General features: G+C 73.1%; 15 protein-coding genes. 8 read left to right on the forward strand and 7 right to left on the reverse strand.

Annotation, left to right across the window (positions count from 1 at the left end; translation table 11 throughout):
- The first annotated feature begins 11 nt into the window (after positions 1-11).
- The 4 genes from argJ to AB0K92_RS23580 are packed head-to-tail and all read left to right on the forward strand — an operon-like array spanning position 12 to position 3838.
- A complete protein-coding gene (gene argJ / locus AB0K92_RS23565) occupies positions 12-1163 on the forward strand; it encodes a bifunctional glutamate N-acetyltransferase/amino-acid acetyltransferase ArgJ (RefSeq protein WP_365925852.1) in 1152 nt (383 codons plus the stop codon).
- On the forward strand, positions 1160-2083 hold the full coding sequence (argB, locus tag AB0K92_RS23570; RefSeq protein ID WP_365925854.1) for an acetylglutamate kinase: 924 nt from the start codon (positions 1160-1162) through the stop codon (positions 2081-2083). The genes argJ and argB overlap by 4 nt, the downstream gene beginning before the upstream one ends.
- Complete coding sequence (locus AB0K92_RS23575) at positions 2080-3291, forward strand: acetylornithine transaminase (RefSeq protein WP_365925856.1); 1212 nt, start codon at positions 2080-2082, stop codon at positions 3289-3291. The genes argB and AB0K92_RS23575 overlap by 4 nt, the downstream gene beginning before the upstream one ends.
- 7 nt (positions 3292-3298) lie before the next feature.
- Entirely contained in the window at positions 3299-3838 is a 540-nt protein-coding gene (locus AB0K92_RS23580; protein ID WP_165996843.1) for an arginine repressor, read from the forward strand.
- A gap of 72 nt (positions 3839-3910) precedes the next feature.
- Here AB0K92_RS23580 and AB0K92_RS23585 read toward each other — a convergent pair whose 3' ends face one another.
- From AB0K92_RS23585 to AB0K92_RS23610, 6 genes are all read right to left on the reverse strand, one after another.
- Positions 3911-4648: an FAD:protein FMN transferase gene (locus AB0K92_RS23585; RefSeq protein ID WP_365925924.1), complete on the reverse strand. Its 738-nt coding sequence runs from the start codon at positions 4646-4648 to the stop codon at positions 3911-3913.
- A 43-nt stretch (positions 4649-4691) separates the two neighbouring features.
- Entirely contained in the window at positions 4692-5555 is an 864-nt protein-coding gene (locus AB0K92_RS23590; RefSeq protein ID WP_365925858.1) for an FMN-binding protein, read from the reverse strand.
- A 29-nt stretch (positions 5556-5584) separates the two neighbouring features.
- The gene (locus tag AB0K92_RS23595) at positions 5585-6967 is read right to left on the reverse strand and encodes a ferredoxin reductase family protein (protein ID WP_365925860.1); all 1383 of its coding nucleotides are present in this window, start codon (positions 6965-6967) and stop codon (positions 5585-5587) included.
- Positions 6968-7043: 76 nt separating this feature from the next.
- A complete protein-coding gene (locus tag AB0K92_RS23600; protein ID WP_365925862.1) occupies positions 7044-7751 on the reverse strand; it encodes a L,D-transpeptidase family protein in 708 nt (235 codons plus the stop codon).
- Between the two features lie 57 nt (positions 7752-7808).
- Positions 7809-8402 carry a pyridoxamine 5'-phosphate oxidase family protein gene (locus AB0K92_RS23605; protein ID WP_365925864.1) on the reverse strand — a complete coding sequence of 198 codons (594 nt, stop codon included), beginning with the start codon at positions 8400-8402 and terminating at the stop codon, positions 7809-7811.
- Between the two features lie 152 nt (positions 8403-8554).
- Positions 8555-9352, reverse strand: coding sequence for a hypothetical protein (locus AB0K92_RS23610; protein ID WP_365925866.1), 798 nt, complete (start codon positions 9350-9352; stop codon positions 8555-8557).
- Positions 9353-9508: 156 nt separating this feature from the next.
- Between AB0K92_RS23610 and argH the strand changes: the two genes are divergently transcribed.
- The 4 genes from argH to AB0K92_RS23630 all read left to right on the forward strand — a co-directional run bounded on the left by argH (position 9509) and on the right by AB0K92_RS23630 (position 14221).
- Positions 9509-10936, forward strand: coding sequence for an argininosuccinate lyase (gene argH / locus AB0K92_RS23615; RefSeq protein WP_365925868.1), 1428 nt, complete (start codon positions 9509-9511; stop codon positions 10934-10936).
- Positions 10937-11088: 152 nt separating this feature from the next.
- The gene (locus tag AB0K92_RS23620) at positions 11089-12060 is read left to right on the forward strand and encodes an aldo/keto reductase (RefSeq protein ID WP_365925870.1); all 972 of its coding nucleotides are present in this window, start codon (positions 11089-11091) and stop codon (positions 12058-12060) included.
- An 80-nt stretch (positions 12061-12140) separates the two neighbouring features.
- Positions 12141-12692, forward strand: coding sequence for a helix-turn-helix domain-containing protein (locus AB0K92_RS23625; protein ID WP_365925872.1), 552 nt, complete (start codon positions 12141-12143; stop codon positions 12690-12692).
- A complete protein-coding gene (locus AB0K92_RS23630) occupies positions 12689-14221 on the forward strand; it encodes an MFS transporter (protein WP_365925874.1) in 1533 nt (510 codons plus the stop codon). The genes AB0K92_RS23625 and AB0K92_RS23630 overlap by 4 nt, the downstream gene beginning before the upstream one ends.
- Before the next feature lie 119 nt (positions 14222-14340).
- Here AB0K92_RS23630 and AB0K92_RS23635 read toward each other — a convergent pair whose 3' ends face one another.
- A complete protein-coding gene (locus AB0K92_RS23635) occupies positions 14341-15936 on the reverse strand; it encodes a multicopper oxidase family protein (protein ID WP_365925876.1) in 1596 nt (531 codons plus the stop codon).
- Positions 15937-16000 lie beyond the last annotated feature (64 nt).

Genomic DNA, 16000 nt, shown 5'->3' on the forward strand with positions numbered 1-16000 from the left:
AAGGAGATGCAGTGAGCGTCACGGCAGCCAAGGGATTCACGGCGGCGGGCATCGCCGCCGGGATCAAGGAGAACGGCAACCCGGACCTGGCCCTCGTGGTCAACACCGGGCCGCGCCGCGCCGCCGCGGGCGTCTTCACCTCCAACCGCGTCAAGGCCGCCCCGGTCCTGTGGTCCGAGCAGGTCCTCAAGAGCGGGCAGCTCACGGCCGTCGTCCTCAACTCCGGCGGCGCCAACGCCTGCACCGGCCCGAAGGGCTTCCAGGACACCCACGCCACCGCCGAGAAGGTGGCCGAGGTGCTGGACATCGGCGCCGGCGAGGTCGCCGTCTGCTCCACCGGACTCATCGGCGTCCTGCTGCCCATGGACAAGCTGCTGCCCGGCGTCGAGACCGCCGCCGCCCGGCTGTCCGAGCACGGCGGTGAGAAGGCCGCCATCGCCATCAAGACCACCGACACCGTCCACAAGACGTCCGTCGTCAGCCGGGACGGCTGGACCGTCGGCGGCATGGCCAAGGGCGCCGGGATGCTCGCGCCCGGCCTCGCCACCATGCTCGTCGTCCTCACCACCGACGCCGACGTCGACAGCGCGACCCTGGACAAGGCGCTGCGCGCCGCCACCAGGGTCACCTTCGACCGGGTCGACTCCGACGGCTGCATGTCCACCAACGACACCGTGCTGCTGCTCGCCTCCGGCGCCTCCGGGATCATCCCCGGGTACGACGCGTTCGCCGAGGCCGTCCGGGCCGTCTGCGACGACCTCGGTCAGCAGCTGATCCGGGACGCCGAGGGCGCCAGCAAGGACATCAAGGTCGAGGTGGTGGGCGCCGCGACCGAGGCGGACGCCGTCGAGGTGGGCCGCTCCATCGCCCGCAACAACCTCCTCAAGTGCGCCATCCACGGCGAGGACCCCAACTGGGGCCGGGTCCTCTCCGCGATCGGCACCACGAAGGCCGCCTTCGAGCCGGACCGGCTGAACGTCGCCATCAACGGCGTCTGGGTGTGCAAGAACGGCTCCGTCGGCGAGGACCGCGAGAAGGTCGACATGCGCTACCGCGAGGTGCACATCGTCGCCGACCTCGCCGCCGGCTCCGAGACCGCCACCATCTGGACCAACGACCTCACCGCCGACTACGTCCACGAGAACAGCGCCTACTCCTCATGAGCACACGCAAGCACACGGCACTGCCGAAAGCGCAGATCCTCATCGAGGCGCTGCCCTGGCTGGTGCGGCACAACGGCAAGACCGTCGTCATCAAGTTCGGCGGCAACGCCATGGTCGACGAGGATCTGAAGGCCGCCTTCGCCCAGGACGTCGTCTTCCTGCACCACGCCGGGCTCAAGCCCGTCGTCGTGCACGGCGGCGGCCCGCAGATCAGCGCCGCCCTCGACAAGCACGGCATCGTCAGCGAGTTCAAGGCGGGCCTGCGCGTCACCACCGAGGACGCCATGGACGTCGTACGGATGGTGCTCGCCGGGCAGGTGCAGCGCGAGCTGGTCGGACTGCTCAACCAGCACGGCCCGCTCGCCGTCGGCCTCACCGGCGAGGACGCGCACACCATCACCGCCGTCAAGCACCAGCCGGAGATCGACGGCGAACTCGTCGACATCGGCCGGGTCGGCGAGATCACCGACATCGACACCGGCGCGATCGAGGCGCTGCTCGCCGACGGACGCATCCCGGTCGTCTCGTCCATCGCCCGCTCCCGCGACGACGGGCACGTCTACAACGTCAACGCCGACACGGCGGCCGCGGCCCTCGCCGCCGCCCTGGGCGCCGAGACCCTGATGGTCCTCACCGACGTCGAGGGACTCTACGAGGACTGGCCGAACAGCGACGAGGTGATCAGCCGCCTCACCGCCTCCCAGCTGGAGAAACTGCTGCCCGAGCTGTCCTCCGGCATGGTGCCGAAGATGGAGGGCTGCCTGCACGCCGTACGCAACGGCGTCAGGACCGCCCGCGTCATCGACGGCCGGGTCCAGCACTCGATCCTGCTGGAGATCTTCACCGACGAGGGCATCGGCACGATGGTCGTGCCCGACGGGCAAGTGGCGCCCGACGGACAAGAGGGGGACGGGAAGTGACGGACGAGCTGACGGGCAATCAGGGGCTGACCCGGCGGTGGCAGGGCGCCCTCATGAACAACTACGGCACCCCGCGCCTGCCCCTCGTGCGCGGCGAGGGCACCCGGCTGTGGGACGCCGACGGCAAGCAGTACCTCGACTTCGTCGGCGGTATCGCCGTCAACGCGCTCGGCCACGCGCACCCGGCCGTCGTCGAGGCCGTCAGCCGGCAGATCGCCGCCCTCGGCCACGTCTCCAACCTGTTCGTCGCCGAACCGCCCGTCGCCCTCGCCGAACGGCTCCTTTCGCTCTTCGGCCGCGACGGCAAGGTCTACTTCTGCAACTCCGGCGCCGAGGCCAACGAGGCAGCCTTCAAGATCGGCCGGCTCACCGGGCGCACCCACATGGTCGCCACCCAGGGCGGCTTCCACGGCCGCACCATGGGCGCCCTCGCCCTCACCGGCCAGCCCGCCAAGCAGGAGCCGTTCCTGCCGCTGCCCGGCGACGTCACCCACGTCCCCTACGGCGACGCGCAGGCGCTCGCCGCCGCGGTCACCGAGGACACCGCCCTCGTCGTCATCGAGCCGATCCAGGGCGAGAACGGCGTCGTCGTCCCGCCCCCCGCCTACCTCAAGGCCGCCCGCGCCATCACCGCCGCCACCGGCTCGCTGCTCGTCCTCGACGAGGTGCAGACCGGCATCGGCCGCACCGGGCACTGGTTCGAGTACCAGGCCCACGAGGGCGTCCTGCCCGACGTCGTCACCCTCGCCAAGGGCCTCGGCGGCGGACTGCCGCTCGGCGCGACCGTCGCCTTCGGCCGCGCCGCCGACCTGCTCCAGCCGGGCCAGCACGGCACCACCTTCGGCGGCAACCCCGTCGCCTGCGCGGCCGGACTCGCCGTCCTCGACACCATCGCGGACGAGGGACTGCTGGAGAACGTCAAGCACCGCGGTGACCAGCTCCGGGGCGGAATCGAGGGTCTGGGCCACCCGCTCGTCGCCCACGTCCGGGGCGCGGGCCTGCTCCTGGGTATCGTGCTCACCGAACCGCTTGCGGCACAGGTGCAGCAGGCGGCTCAGGACGCCGGTTTCCTGGTGAACGCGCCCGCCCCCGATGTCGTACGGCTGATGCCGCCGCTGAACCTCGGTGACGACGATGTGGCGGCGCTGCTCCAGGCGCTGCCCGGCATCCTCGACGCAGCGAACGGGGACGGACGATCCGGAGAATGAGACGACGATGAGCCAGGCGCAGGATCACGAGCAGACCGCCGGGCCTGCCGTGCCGCAGACCCGCACCGCACGGCACCGCCGGATCGTGGACATCCTCAACCGGCAACCGGTGCGCAGTCAGAGCCAGTTGGCGAAGCTCCTCGCGGACGACGGGCTGAGCGTCACCCAGGCGACGCTCTCCCGGGACCTGGACGAGCTGAACGCGGTGAAGATCCGCAACACCGACGGCGATCTGATCTACGCGGTGCCGAGCGAGGGGGGCTTCCGGACCCCCCGGGCCCCGCTCGGCGAGTCCGCCAAGGAGGAGCGGATGCGGCGGCTCTCGCAGGAGCTGCTGATCTCCGCGGAGGCCTCGGCGAATCTCGTGGTCCTGCGGACGCCTCCGGGGGCGGCGCAGTTCCTGGCCTCGGCGATCGACCAGGCGGAACTGCACGACATCCTGGGGACGATCGCCGGTGACGACACGCTGCTGCTGATCTCCCGGCGGCCGGACGGGGGACAGGCGCTGGCCGATCATCTGTTGCGGTTGGCTCAGAACGGCCACTGAGCGTCGTCCGGTCGTCTGCGGGTGGGTGGGGGCTGGTCGCGCAGCTCCCCGCGCCCCCGACGGTGGGGACGCTCACCCGAGTCGGGACGCCAGGCCCTTCGTGCACCGGACCTCGTCGCCCGCCGTGATCAGGAGGGCCTCCACGTCCGGCAGGCTCTCCAGCCAGGTCAGGCCCTGGCGGGCGCCCATCGCGAAGGCGGCGGTGGCCCAGCAGTCCGCCCAGGTGAGGCGGGGCGCCACCACCGTCACGGCGAGCAGGTCGGTGACGGCCGGTTTTCCGGTGCGGGGGTCGGTGATGTGGGCGCCGCGTTCGGCGGTGCCGGAGGTGGCGACGGCCAGTTCCGTGGTGCCGGCCGCGGTGATGACCGCCGCGAGGCCGCCGGGCCGGAGCGGGTCCGCGACGCCGACGCGCCACGGGCGGCCCGCGCCCGGCGCGCCCAGCAGCTGGACGTCGCCGCCCCCGTTGACACTGACCCCGCTCGCCCCGGCCGCCGCCAGCGTGCGCGCCGCGCGCTCGACCGCCCAGCCCTTGACGATGCCCGTCGGATCGAGGCGGCCCTCGTAGGTGGAGCTGAACCAGCCGTCGCTCACCCGCTCCGCCTCCGCGGCCAGCTCCAGCACCTCGGCGACCTCCGGGTCGCACTCCCCGGCGGTCAGCTCGCCGCGCGCCAGCCGGGAGAGCTGGCTGTCCTCGCGATAGGTGCTGAACACCGCGTCGGCCCGGTGCAGCCCGCCGACCGCCTCTCCCAGGGCCGCGCGGACGGCACGGGGATCCCCGCCGCGGACGTCGAACGAGAAGACGGTCCCCATCGCCTCCTCCGTCCGGCGCACCGCGACGGGAGCCTGCGTCACGTCACCCACCGACCCGGTCCAGGGCGGACTGGAGGGACTGGCGGTAGCCGGTGCTGGTGTAGGTCGCTCCGGAGACGGCGTCGATGTCCGCGGTGCCCGCGGTGACGGCGGCCTGGTTGAGGCGGGGTACGGCGTCGGCGGTGATCTGGCTGCTGCGGCCCCCGCTCGGGGCGCGCACCGCCTCGGCGTCGACGATCCGCCCGCCGCTGACCGTGATCCGGACCTGGACCGGGCCGTACTGGGTGTCGGCGACGGCACCGGTCACGGTGCGCGGTTGCGCCTCCGCCGCGGCCCCTGCGCCTGCCTCGGCACCAGCCCCGGTCCCTGTTCCGGCCTCGGCTCCCGTCCCGGTCCCGGCTCCCGTCCCGGCCCCCGCCCCGGCTCCGGCCCCGGCCTCGCCCCCGGCCTCCGCGCCGCCCACCCGGTCCAGGGCGGACTGGAGGGACTGGCGGTAGCCGGTGCTGGTGTAGGTCGCTCCGGAGACGGCGTCGATGTCCGCGGTGCCCGCGGTGACGGCGGCCTGGTTGAGGCGGGGTACGGCGTCGGCGGTGATCTGGCTGCTGCGGCCCCCGCTCGGGGCGCGCACCGCCTCGGCGTCGACGATCCGCCCGCCGCTGACGGTCAGACGGACCTGGACCGGCCCGTACTGGGTGCGGACCGCGTCACCGGTGACGATGGTGGCGCCCGCGGCCCCGGTGCCGCCCTGCGGGGACGGGGCCACCGCCGTCGGCTGCGGTGCCGCGCCGCCGGCCGCCGAGGCGGAGGCCGGGTCGGACGCCGGCTTCAACGACAGCAGCAGCACGATGCCGGACACCGTGGCGGCGGTGGCGAGCAGGGCACGCCGGATCGGGTGACTCTTCCTCATGACTCCGCAAGCTCCTGAATGACCGTCGATCACATTTCGAACGACTCGTGATGGATACGGCGCGCGGGCACCCCCGCGCCGCGCAGCGCCTCGTACACGGACTGCGCGAAGCCCGGCGGCCCGCACAGGAAGACGTCGTGCTGCTCGATGTCGGGGACCTTCTCCCGCAGCCGCTCCGCCGAGATGTCCGGGCGCGCCCCGTCGGGGCTGTTCACCGCGTACATCAGCCGCGCGCCCCGCTCGTCGGCGATGGCGGCCAGCTCGCCCCACAGGGCCAGGTCCTGGGTGCTGTTGGCCCGGTAGAGGAGGGTGATGTCACCGGCCGCGCCCGGCAGGGTCTCGAACAGGGCGCGCATCGGGGTGATGCCGACCCCGCCGGCCACCAGCAGCACCTTGCCGCGGCTGCGGCGCTGCGCGGTCAGTGCCCCGTAGGGGCCCTCGGCCCACACCCGGGTGCCGGGGGTGAGGTCGCGCAGCCGGGCGCTGTGGTCGCCGATCGCCTTCACGGTGATCCGCAGCATGCCGGGGCGGGGCGCCGCCGACAGCGAGTACGGATGCGAGCTGCACCGCATGCCCGGCGCGAGGAACCGCCAGCGGAAGAACTGCCCGGCCTCCGCGCCGATCCGGTGCAGTTTCCGCCCGCCGATCAGCACCGACACGATCCCCGGCGTCTCCTCGATGACCGCCTCGACCCGCATCCGGTGCCTGAGGTTGAGACGCACCGGGGTGAGGACGCGGTACCAGACGACGAGCGCGGTGACCGTGCCGTACAGCCCGTACCAGAAGGTCTTCGCGACGGGCTCGACGGCGAAGTCGTTGCCGGTGCTGATCTGGTGCCAGAACGTCAGGTACACGGCGGCGTACGTCAGCAGGTGCACGTGGTACCAGGCGTCGTACGGCAGCCGGCGGCGGATCCCGCCGGCCGAGATCAGCCCGATGAACAGCAGCAGCGCGGTGCCGATGGCCGCCTTCCCCATGTCCGGCAGCTGGGTCACCGACTCCACGGTCTGCGTGACGATGTCACCGAGGGTCCGCCCGGCCTGGAGCGCGTACCCCCACATGATGAGGAACACGTGCGCGATGACCAGGCAGAGCGTGTAGCGGCCGGTCATCGCGTGCCAGCGGGCGACCCGGTCGGAGCCCACCCGCCGCTCCAGCGCGGGCACACGGGCCATCTGGAGCACGACCAGGGCCATCAGATAGCCCGCGAGCAGCCCGGTGATCCGGCCCGCGCCGATGATCCGGCCCGTCGTGTCCGCGATGGACGGGGTGGTGTGCCACCACAGCCACAGCACCGCGCCCGCCCCGGCCCACAGGGCCAGCAGCAGCGGCACGGCGGGGGAACGGCGCGGACGGATGCGGCGCATCGTCTGGCGCCGGGCGGCGCGGCCGCCTGCGAGCGTGGTGGTCACGGTTCCTCCGGGGACGGGGGCAACGGGCGTGTCGTAGTCCCTTGGCCCAGAGATACGTGGGGGAGGGGGCCGGTGTTCAGTACCGGGTCACGGCCGTTCGCCCGCTCGTCGTCCCGATGGCGATGTGCGGCCGCGCGGCGGGCTTCGCCCAGGCGAGCAGCCGCCGCATCGCGTCCGCCGGCACGGAGACACAGCCGGCGGTGGCGCCGCGCCCGTGGACATGGAGGAAGATCCCCGCGCCCCGGCCGCGCACGGGCCGGTCGTAGTTGAAGCCGATGACGAGCGCGTGGGCGTACTGCGTGCCGTAGGAGACCAAGTGCTCGGCCTCGGCCGCGCGGCAGTCGGCCGGGCGGGGCTCGGTCCAGCGGTTGTAGGCGCGGGAGTCGTTGTCCTGGCACCACCAGGAGTGCTCGCGGACCGGGCGGTAGCGGTAGGTGGTCCCGCGCGGGGCCGCCGCGATGCCGAACGCGTACGGCAGGTCGTACAGCCCGGTCGGGGTGGTGCTGGTGCCCTGGCGGCGGGCGGCGCCCTCGACCAGCCCGTTCTTGCCGAACCGGGCCGGCGCGGAGCCCTTCTGCACCCATCGCCCGCCGCGCCGCTCCCACCACGTCAGCGTGCCGGTGGTGGCCCCGGTGCGCGGCGCGACCGCGGTGATCAGCTGCCGGCCGCCGCCGGTATCGGCCATCCGGTCCGGCAGCGTGCCGCCGCCGGACGGGGCGACGGCGGTGAGGGACGCGCAGGCGATGCAGGCGAACAGGGACACGGCGGCGACGGCGGGACGCATGCCGTCGACGCTAGCGACGGACCGGGTGCGGTGTCGGTCCGGTTGCGCCGTTCGGGCTCAGGCCCGCGCGGTGAGCGGCGGCAGCGGCAGCGGGAGTCCGGGCAGTCCGTCCAAGCTCGTCGCGATGTGGTCCTTCTTCTCGAAGTAGGCGCTCAGCGAGGCGTCGTCCTCCCGCGCGAAACGCCTGCCGTGCAGATCGCGGTCCTCGTCGTACGACATGAAGGGCACCGCGTAGCCGCAGCTGTCGCGGACGACGTCGGCGGTCACGACGATGATCGCGCGCAGGCCGTGCGCGGTGGGGTCGATGTCCGGGAAACGGGCGAGCAGTCCGGCGAAGCGCGGGTCGTCACGGAACACCGGCTCCCCGCGGCCGTGCACGCGCACGATGTTCGGCGGGCCCTGGAAGGCGCACCACATGAGGGTGATCCGGCCGTTCTCCCGCAGATGCGCGATGGTCTCCGCGTTGGACCCCGCGAAGTCGAGGTAGGCCACGCGGTGTTCGTCGAGGACCACGAAGGAGCCCTTGAGGCCCTTGGGCGAGAGGTTCACCGTGCCGTCGCCGGCCAGCGGCGCCGTCGCGGTGAAGAAGATCGGCTGCTCCTCTATGAACGCCCGGAGTCTGCCGTCGATGCGCTCGTAAGTCTTTCCCATGTCTAAGGATTATTGCCGTCCCTCGCTCATCTGTCCGATGAACGGGGCGTTTGGCAGGAGGGCGTTGCGGCAGGGATGGCGGCTCCCCGGCCGGCGCACACCTGGCCGACCGGGGCGCCGACCCAGTCGGCCGGGGAGCCACCCGCCGCGCCCTACCGCACCGTGCAGGCGGCGAGGGAGCCGAGCCCCTGGGGTTTGGCGGTGGTGCGGCCGATGGCGATGGCGATGCGGTCGATGGCGGCGGTGCGCTTGGAGGCGAGGGGGCCGAGGATGGCGTTCTGGACGAAGTCGGGTCCGCCCTGGCCGACGGTTTCGGCGAGGCGCTTGTCGGCTTCGGCGATCTGGGTCCGCAGGAGGGCGAGGTTGCGGTCGACCTCGGCCCTGGCGGAGGCGGGGACGGCCGGGAGCCGGGAGGCCACGTCCGGGCAGGAGACGGTGCGCGCGGCGGTGGCGCCGGACGGTGTGCTCGCCGCCGGGGCCGGCGGCGCCGTGGTGGCCGGGCCGCCTCCCGCGCCCAGCGTGCAGGTGGCGAGGGAGCCGAGCCCCTGGGGTTTGGCGGTGGTGCGGCCGATGGCGATGGCGATGCGGTCGATGGCGGCGGTGCGCTTGGAGGCGAGGGGGCCGAGGATGGCGTTCTGGACGAAGTCGGGTCCGCCCTGGCCGACGGTTTCGGCAAGGCGCTTATTGGCTTCGGCGATCTGGGTCTGCAGGAGGGCGAGGTTGCGGTCGACCTCGGCCTTGGCGGAGGCGGGGACGACGGGGAGCCGGGAGGCCACGTCCGGGCAGGAGATGCTGCCGGGACTCGCCAGGGGCCGGGCGGCCGAGGTGTTCCCGGACGTCTCGCCGGCGAGGGCCGAGCCGGCGATCAGCGCACCGGAGAGCACCACGGCGGCCGCGCCGCCGATCGTCGCCACGCGGCGCTTGTTGTACTTCGGAAGAGCCCTGGACATGCGGAATCCTCGCTGGAATCGGTGGGTGGGGTCTGCGCCGGCGTTCGGTGAGCAGTACGGGAAAGCGGTTTCCCGCGTTCAAGCCCCGGCGAAATTGACGAATCATGCAGACCTCTGCATACTCATGCAGAACAGCGACAGTGAGGAGCAGCGCGAGTGAGCAACAACAGCGGTGACGTACGGCTCTGGGGCGGCCGTTTCGCCGACGGTCCCGCCGAGGCCCTGGCCAAGCTGTCCGCGTCCGTCCACTTCGACTGGCGCCTCGCGCCGTACGACATCGCCGGCTCGCGTGCCCACGCGCGCGTGCTGCACCGGGCCGGGCTCCTCACGGAGGACGAGCTGACCCGCATGCTCGCCGGCCTCGACCGGCTCGAAGCGGACGTGGCCTCCGGCGACTTCACCGGCACGATCGCCGACGAGGACGTGCACACCGCCCTGGAACGCGGCCTGCTGGAGCGCCTCGGCCCCGACCTCGGCGGCAAGCTGCGCGCCGGCCGGTCCCGCAACGACCAGGTCGCCACCCTCTTCCGGATGTACCTGCGCGACCACGCCCGGATCATCGGCGGCCTGATCGCCGAGCTCCAGGACGCCCTCATCGGCCTCGCCGAGGCCCACCGGGACGTCGCCATGCCGGGCCGCACCCACCTCCAGCACGCGCAGCCGGTGCTCTTCGCCCACCACGTCCTCGCCCACGTCCAGGCCCTGTCCCGGGACGCCGAGCGGCTGCGCCAGTGGGACGAGCGTACTGCCGTCTCGCCGTACGGCTCCGGCGCCCTGGCCGGTTCCTCCCTCGGCCTGGACCCCGAGGCCGTCGCCCGCGACCTCGGCTTCGAGCACGGCAGCGCCGCCAACTCCATCGACGGCACGGCCTCCCGTGACTTCGTCGCCGAGTTCGCCTTCATCACCGCGATGATCGGCGTGAACCTCTCCCGGATCGCCGAGGAGGTCATCATCTGGAACACGAAGGAGTTCTCCTTCGTGACCCTGCACGACGCCTTCTCCACCGGCTCGTCGATCATGCCGCAGAAGAAGAACCCGGACATCGCCGAGCTGGCGCGCGGCAAGTCCGGCCGCCTCATCGGCAACCTCACCGGCCTCATGGCCACCCTCAAGGCCCTCCCGCTCGCCTACAACCGCGACCTCCAGGAGGACAAGGAGCCGGTCTTCGACTCCATCGACCAGCTGGAGATCCTGCTCCCCGCCTTCACCGGCATGATGGCCACCCTCACCGTGCACCGCGAGCGCATGGAGGAGCTGGCCCCCGCCGGGTTCTCGCTCGCCACCGACATCGCCGAGTGGCTGGTCAGGCAGGGCGTGCCGTTCCGGGTCGCGCACGAGGTCGCCGGCGAGTGCGTGAAGGTCGCCGAGGCCGAGGGCAAGGAGCTGGACGAGCTCACCGACGAACAGTTCGCGAAGATCTCCGAGCACCTCACCCCCAAGGTCCGCTCCGTCCTCGACGTGCCCGGCGCCCTCGCCTCCCGCGACGGCCGGGGCGGCACCGCGCCCAGCGCGGTCGCCGTCCAGCTCGCCGAGGTCAAGGCGGACGTCGCCGCCCAGCACGCGTGGGCGAACGCCAAGAAGTGACGTAAGGGCGTCGCGGGTTACGTTGGTCGCAGCCAGCCAGCCAGCCAGCCAGCCAGCCAGCCAGCCAGCCGGCCAGCCGGCCAGCCGGCCAGCCGGCCAGCCGGCCAGCCGGCCAGCCGGCCAGCCGGCCGACCGACCGAACGGAGCCCGCGATGCCCTTCGCCCGTCTCGCCCGCGCGACCACGCCCACCTGCCACATCGGCCTGGGCCTCGCCGCCGTCGGCCGCCCCGGCTACATCACCCTCGGCCGGGACCAGGACCTCGGCGCCGACCGCAGCGTGGCGGCGCTGCGCGCCCGCACCCACGAACTCCTCGACGCCGCCTACGCCCAGGGCGTCCGCTATGTCGACGCGGCCCGCTCCTACGGCCGCTCCGAGGAGTTCCTGGCCGGCTGGCTGGCCGCGCACCCCGAGATCGACGACGTCGTCGTCGGCAGCAAGTGGGGCTACACCTACACCGCCGACTGGGCCACCGACGCCGAGCGGCACGAGGTCAAGGACCACAGTCTGGAGACCTACGAGCGCCAGCGCGCCGAGACCGCCGCCCTGCTCGGCGACCGGCTCGACCTCTACCAGATCCACTCGGTCACCCCCGACAGCCCCGCCCTGACCGACAAGAACCTGCACGCCCGCCTCGCCGAGGCCGCCGCGCAGGGCGTCAGCGTCGGCTTCTCCACCAGCGGCCCCGCCCAGGCCGACGCGATCCGGGCCGCGCTCGCCGTGACCGTCGACGGCGAGCCGCTGTTCCGTACCGTCCAGTCGACGTACAACCTCCTGGAGACCTCCGCCGCCCCCGCCCTGGCCGAGGCGCACGACGCCGGACTGACGGTGATCGTCAAGGAGGGCATGGCCAACGGCCGGCTCGCCGAGGAGCACGCGCCGCCGGAGCTGCGGGCTGTGGCGCGCGAGACCGGGCTGGGCTGTGACGCCGTCGCCCTCGCCGTGATCCTGCGGCAGCCGTGGGCGGGCGTGGTGCTGTCCGGCGCGGCGACCGTCGCCCAGCTCACCTCGAATCTGCACGCCCCCGCCGTGGACCTCGACGAGGGGCAACGGGAACGCCTCGCCGCCCTAGCGGAGGACCCGCGCGCGTACTGGGAGCGGCGCGGGCAGCTGCCCTGGCACTGACCGGCACCACTGCCGACCACCGATGAGTCGCGCATGCCCAGCATGAGACAAAGATGTCTCATGTGGTCTATGGTTGTCTCATGGCCGTCGACCGAGAGCACGTGCTGCGCAGCGCAGCCGACCTGCTGACCCGTAAATCCACCGCGACCATGGACGAGGTCGCCAAGGCCGCCGGGATCAGCCGGGCCACCCTGCACCGGCAGTTCGCCGGGCGCGACGCGCTGGTGCGGGCGCTGGAGGCGCTGGGCATCGCCGAGTGCGAGGCCGCGCTGGACCGGGCCCGGCTCGACGAGGGCCCCGCGAGCGAGGCCGTCCGCCGCCTGGTCCGCGAGATCCAGCCGGCCGCCGGACTGCTCGCCTTCCTCTACAGCGAGAACCAGCTGTTCGAGGGCGAGGAACAGAACGCGGGCTGGGCCCGGATCGACGCCCGCGTCACCGCGCTGTTCCGGCGCGGCCAGGACGGCGGCGAGTTCCGGATCGACCTCTCGCCCACCTGGCTCACCGAAGCGCTCTACGGCCTGTTCGCCGCCGGCGCCTGGGCGGTGCTCGACGGCAAGGCCGCCCGCAACGACTTTCCCTTCATGATCGCCGAGCTGATGCTCGGCGGCGCACTACGGAGAGAGGAACCATGACCAGCACCCTGCAGCCGGCGCACCACGACGAGGCGGTGAAGCGCCCGGGCCGCTGGCTCGCGCTGTCCGTCCTCGTCCTCGCCGTGCTGCTGGTGGCCGTCGACGCCACCGTCCTCGGCCTCGCGACCCCGTACATCAGTGAGGACCTCGCGCCGTCCGGCACCCAGCTGCTGTGGATCGGCGACGTCTACTCCTTCGTCATCGCCGGCCTGCTCGTCACCATGGGCAGCCTCGGCGACCGCATCGGCCGCAAGCGGATCCTGCTGATCGGCGCCACGGCGTTCGGCGCGGTGTCCGTGCTCAACGCCTACGCCACCAGCCCCGAGCTGATGATCCTCGCGCGGGCGCTGCTCGGTGTCGCCGGCGCGACCCTGATGCCGGCCACCCTCGCCCTGATCCGCAACCTCTTCCACGACCCGCGCGAGCGCAGCCTCGCCATCGGCATCTGGGGCGCCACCGCCTCGGCCGGCACGGCGGTCGGCCCGATCGCGGGCGGCTTCCTGCTGGAGCACTTCTGGTGGGGCTCGGTCTTCCTGATCAACCTGCCCGTGATGGCGGTCCTGGTCCTCGTCGGCGTCAGGCTGCTGCCGGAGTCCCGCAACCCGGACCCGGGCCCGTGGGACCTGCCCAGCGTGCTGCTCTCGCTGGCCGGCATGATCGGCGTGGTCTACGCCGTGAAGGAGACCGCCGCGCACGGGTTCGCGTGGGCGACGCTCGCCGCCGGTGCGCTGGGCGCCGCCGCGCTGTACGGCTTCGTCCGCCGGCAGCTGACGCTCCCCGCCCCGCTCCTCGACATGCGGCTGTTCCGCGACCGGGGCTTCAGCGGCGCGGTGCTGGCCGACCTGCTGACCATCCTGGGCCTGTCCGGCCTGGTGTTCTTCCTCTCCCAGTACCTCCAGCTGGTGCAGGGCAGGCGGCCTCTGGAGGCGGGTCTGGCGGAACTGCCCGCCGCGATCGGCGCCGTGTCGGCCGGTCTGGTCGCCGGTGCGGCGGCCCGCCGCTTCTCGGTGCGGGCCGTGGTGGCCGGCGGCCTCGCCGCGGTCGGCCTCGCCCTCGCCTCGCTGGCCTTCCTCGACCAGTCCACCGGTTACCCGCTGCTCGGTGCGGCCCTGCTCGTCGTGGGCATCGGCGCCGGCTTCTCCTTCACGGTGACCGCCGACGTCATCCTGGCCTCCGTGCCGAAGGAGCAGGCGGGCGCCGCCTCCGCGGTCTCGGAGACGGCGTACGAGCTGGGCGCCGCCCTCGGTATCGCCGTCCTCGGCTCCATCGTCACCGGCGTCTACCAGGGCTTCCCGTCACCGCCGGGCACGCCCGGGAGCGCGCACGAGTCGCTGGGCGGGGCGGCCGAGGCCGCCCACGCCCTGCCGGCGGACACGGCGGCGGCCCTGCTGGACGCGGCCCGCCGGGCCTTCGTGGACGGTCTGGCGATCGCGGCGGGCGTGGGCGCGGCGGTCCTGCTGGCCGCGTCCGTCGCGGCATGGTTCCTGCTGAAGGGCCGGCACCTCGAGAGCTCCGGCCCCGAGGGCTGACCCGATGGGGCGCGGGGAACCGCGCGACCGGCCACAACGGCGCCGCACCCGCCCCGCTTCCCGCAGCCCTCCCACCACGCAGCCCCCGCCACCGCAGCCCCGCCACCCCGCCGGGCTCCTCACTTGCGGTAACCGAGCACCGTCATCATCCCGCTCTCCGAGTGGTACTGGTTGTGGCAGTGCAGCATCCACAGCCCGGGGTTGTCGGCGTCGAAGTCGATCACCAGTTTCCGGTGCGGCAGCACCACGGCGGTGTCCTTCAGGGCGCCGGCCGAGTCGATCCCGGTGAGCGCGAAGGTGTGCCCGTGCAGGTGCAGCGGGTGCCACATGTCCGTGGCGTTGATGAGGGTGAGCCGCACCCGTTCACCGGCGCGGACCGGGTAGCGCCGGCGGACGGAGTACGGCTGGTGGTCGAACCCCCAGTCGTACTTCTCCATGCCCCCGGTGAGGCGGATGCGCATCTCGCGGTCGGGCTCGCGGTCGTCCAGGGCCACGGAGTCGTCCGGCTGGAGGCGGCGCGCGGGCACCGTCTTCCCCTGGAGTTCGTCCGGGCGCACCGAGGGCGGGGGCAGCTGGCCCCTGCCCTTGCTCGTGCGCAGGACGGCGAGGGCCTCGCCCTTCTTGCCCTCCGGCAGGGCGATCAGCGGGAACACGCCGTCCCGCGCGGTGACCAGGACGTCGTACCGCTCCGCCATGCCGACCAGGAGGGCGTCGGTCGTGCGGTGCTTCACGGGATAGCCGTCGGTGTGCGTGACGGTCATCTCGTGGTCGCCCAGCGCGACCCGGAAGGCGGTGTCGGAACCGGCGTTGATGATGCGCAGCCGGACCCGGTCGCCGGGACGGCAGCGGAACACCGACGGGCTGCTCGGCACGCGCCCGTTGACCAGGTAGTGGGGGTAGGCGACGTTGCCGCCCTCCCCGTGCAGGATGCGGCTGTAGGAGTCGTGCAGCACCCGTGAGGGGCCGGTGGTGCCGGGGCCCGGTCCCATGGCCATGTGCTCCGCCCCCTCGGGCAGCAGCTGGTCGAGCACCGCCTCGGGGGTGGACCCCTCCACGCCGTCCAGCCAGTCGTCCAGGACGACGATCCACTCCTTGTCGTACGACAGGGGCTCCCTGGGGTCGTCGACGACGAACGGCGCGTACAGGGCGCGGTCGGGCTGCATACCGACGTGGGAGTGGAGCAGGTACGTGCCCGGGTGGGGGACGGCGAAGCGGTAGACGAAGTCCGCGCCCGAGGGGATGGCGCGCTGGGTCAGTCCCGGGACGCCGTCCATGTCGCAGCGGAGCCGGAGCCCGTGGGAGTGCAGCGTGGTCGTGGCGGGCAGCCGGTTGGCGAGGGCCAGGTCGAGGGTGTCGCCGGCGGTGACGCGGACCAGCGGGCCGGGGAGCGCCTCGTCGTACGCCCAGCTGCGGACGGTCCGGCCGCCCAGGTCCAGGGTGGTCACGCCGGCCGTCATCCGGTACGTGCGGACGGGGCCGGAACCGCGCTCGCGCTCGGCGGCGAGGACTTCCGGGTCCGACGGATTGACGTATCCCCGGGGCCCGGCCGGCACGAACGCCGCCTCGCCGCCGGTGCCTTGGAGGCCCGGAGTGGACCGGGAGCCGGGCCCGGAGCCGGAGCCGGGCCGGGAACCGGGGCCGGAGCAGCCGGCCAGCAGGCCCGCGCCGGCGGCGAACGAGGTGCGGAGGAGTGTGCGCCGAGAAGGTGTGAACATGTCTGAATGAGACATGTCGCATGATCATATGGTCGGGCGATTCGGTCGAATGCCCGATGTGTCG

Source organism: Streptomyces sp. NPDC052687 (assembly GCF_040678395.1).
Classification (GTDB): Bacteria; Actinomycetota; Actinomycetes; order Streptomycetales; family Streptomycetaceae; genus Streptomyces.